The sequence below is a fragment of the Microbispora sp. NPDC046933 genome, from assembly GCF_040644635.1.
In the GTDB taxonomy this organism is placed as follows: Bacteria; Actinomycetota; Actinomycetes; order Streptosporangiales; family Streptosporangiaceae; genus Microbispora.
In genome coordinates, this window is sequence record NZ_JBEYWW010000090.1 from 1 (window position 1) to 3156 (window position 3156).

The window sequence follows — 3156 nt, forward strand, 5'->3', positions numbered from 1 at the left end:
ATCCTCACCCTCCCCGACGCCGCCGCCCTCGTCGCCACCCGCGCCCGCCTCATGCACACCCTCCCCCCAAGCGGCGCCATGACCGCCATCAACGCAGGTGAGGCGGAAATCACGCCCGAGCTGGCCCGCCACCACGGCAGAGTCACCATCGCCGCCCTCAACACCCCCACCTCCACCGTCATCTCCGGCGACACCGAAGCCGTCACCGAACTAACCGAACACTTCCGCGTAAAGGGCTACAAGGTCAGGGCCCTGACCGTCAGCCACGCCTTCCACTCCCCCCACATGGACCCCATCCTCCAGGAGTTCGAACACGCCGTGGCCGGGCTGTCCCTCACCCCGCCCACCGGACCGGTCACCCCCTTCGTCTCCGACCTCACCGGCCAGACCGCCACCCCCGCCGACCTCACCAACCCCGCCTACTGGGCCCGCCACCTGCGCAACCCCGTCCGCTTCGCCGACGTCACCACAACCCTCCACGACCAGGGCATCACCACCTTCATCGAGATCGGGCCCGACGGCGTCCTCACCGCCCTCATCCGCGACACCCTCGACGGCCAACAGGACTTCGTCGCCGTCCCCGTGCTCCGTCGCGACCGGCCCGAACCCCACACCACCGTCACCGCCGCCGCCCACGCCCACACCCACGGCACCCCCGTCGACTGGACCGCCCTCCACGACCAAGCCGCCATCGTGGACCTGCCCACCTACGCCTTCCAACGGCGCAGGCACTGGGTCAGCCCACCCAAGTCCGGCCAGGCCGGGCCGTACGACGACGGGAAGGCGCGTTTCTGGGACATCGTCGGACGCGGGGACCTCGATGCTCTGGTCGGCACCCTGGGCGCGGAGGCCGAGCGCGTACGGCGGTCGCTCGGAGAGGCCCTGCCGGTCCTGGCCACGTGGAACGCCGGACGGGACGCACGGACCACGCTCGACTCGTGGCGCTACCGCGTCACCTGGCAGCCGGTGGAGGAGCCCGCACTCCGGTCCGGCGGCCGCTGGCTGCTGGTCCGTACGGGGTGGGAGACGGGCGTGGCGTGGGCGGAGGCCCTGCGGCGCGTGCTGGAAGAGCGCGGCGCGGAGGTGGCCGAGGCCGTCGTCGGCGAGACGACCGACCGGGATTCCCTTGTGGCGTCGCTCGCCTCCGTACGGACCGACGCGCCGTTCACCGGTGTCGTGTCCCTGCTCGGCGTGGGCGACACCCCATACGAGGGCCAGGATGTCGCGTTGCTGCAGGCGCTGGACGCGACGGGGATCGACGGCCCTCTCTGGCTCACGACGAGCGGCGCGGTCGCGGCGGCGCCGTCCGACCGGGTGCCGAATCCGGCAGGGGGTCTCGCCTGGGGCCTGGGCGGGGTGATCGCCGCCGAGAGGCCCGAGCGGTGGGCCGGGATCGTGGACCTTCCGCCGCTGCACGAGCCCCTGCACGGGTCCTCGCACAGGTCGACGCCTGATGGGCGGAGCGTCGCGTACGCCGTGACCGCGCTGGCGGGACGGCACGGCGAGTCGGAACTCGCGGTGCGCGCATCGGGACTTCTCGCGCGCAGGCTGGTTCCCGCACCGAGCCGGGAGGCGGCGCTCGCGGAGTGGGCACCGACAGGGACCGTGCTCATCACGGGCGGCACGGGTGCGCTCGGTGCTCACGTGGCCCGGCGGCTGGCCCGGCGCGGGGCCCCGCACCTGCTGCTGGTCAGCCGGCGGGGACTCGGCGCCCCCGGAGCGGAGGATCTGCGCGACGAGCTCACCGGGCTGGGCGCCCGGGTGACGGTCGCCGCGTGCGACGTCTCCGACCGGGACGCCCTCGCCGCCGTGCTCGCGGCCGTGCCGCCGGAGCATCCGCTGACCGCCGTGGTCCACACCGCCGCCGTCCTGGACGACGGCTTGCTCGGCTCGCTCACGCCGGAGCGGCTGGCCGCGGTGAACCGGGTGAAGGCGGGCGGCGCGCTCGCCCTGCACGAGCTGACCCGGGAGCTTCCGCTGGCGGCGTTCGTGCTGTTCTCGTCGGTCACCGGGCTGATCGGCAACCCGGGCCAGGGCAACTACGCGCCGGGCAACGCCTTCCTGGACGCCCTCGCCGAGCACCGCCGGTCGCTCGGCCTGCCCGCCACCTCCATCGCCTGGGGGCACTGGGAGGGCGAGGGCATCGCCGGCGAGGAGGCGCGGGAGGGGCTGCGGCGAGGCGGCTTCCCGCCCATGGTCCCCGATCTCGCGGTGTCGGCGCTGGAAGAGGCGGTGGTCAACGGAGAGACCCGGCTGGTCGTCACCCGCGCGGACTGGGCGACGGTGCTCGCCGTACGGCCTCACCCCCTGCTCGCCGAGCTGCCCGAGGCCCGCGCGGCGGCACCCGGCGCGGCGGAGACCTCCGGCGGCGAGCCGGACCTCCCCGCGCGGCTGGCGGGGCTGCCGGAGCCCGAGCGACGGCAGACGCTGCGTGCGCTGGTCCGCGCGGAGATCGCCGACGTCCTCGGGTACGGCTCGGCGGCCGACGTGGACGACGATCGGGGCTTCCGCGACCAGGGGTTCACCTCGCTGTCGGCCGTCGAACTGCGCAACCGCCTCACCCGGCTGACCGGGACGCCGCTGCCGAGCACGCTCGTGTTCGACTACCCCACGCCCGCCGGGCTCGTGGACCACCTGCTCCACGTGCTGCTGCCCGACCCCGAGCCGCCCGTCGCCGCCGTGCTCGCAAAGCTCGACGAGCTGGAGGCGCTGCTCGGCGAGACGGTCTCACCGTCCGATCGGGAGGCCGCGGCGAACCGGCTGCGGCGCCTGACGGAGCTTCTCGGGGAGACCCAGCCCGACGAGCGCCCCGCGGCGACCGCCGACCTGTCCTCGGCCTCCGACGACGAGCTCATCGAATTCATCAGCAACGAGCTCGGCATCTCCTGACCTGTTCCCTTTGCCCCACCTCGTGCCCATGGAAGGCGGAGCTGTGAGCGACGACCAGATCCGGCGTCTCCTCCGACGCGTGACGGAGGAACTGCACAAGACGCGCGAAGAACTCCGGGACGTCCGGGACGAGCAACGGGAGCCGATCGCGATCGTGGGGATGGGCTGCCGCCTGCCCGGCGGGGTGACCTCCCCCGAGGACCTGTGGGACCTGGTCGCCGAAGGCCGCGACGCCGTCACCGAGTTCCCCGCCGACCGCGGCTGGGA

The 3156-nt window shown here is 74.0% G+C and carries 2 protein-coding genes; both read left to right on the forward strand.

What is annotated here, in order from left to right:
• On the forward strand, positions 1-2889 hold a 2889-nt coding region (locus ABZ857_RS43920), incomplete at its 5' end, for an SDR family NAD(P)-dependent oxidoreductase (RefSeq protein WP_357056859.1).
• 79 nt (positions 2890-2968) lie between these two features.
• Positions 2969-3156: beta-ketoacyl synthase N-terminal-like domain-containing protein (locus ABZ857_RS43925; RefSeq protein ID WP_357056862.1), on the forward strand; the 188-nt coding region annotated here is incomplete at its 3' end.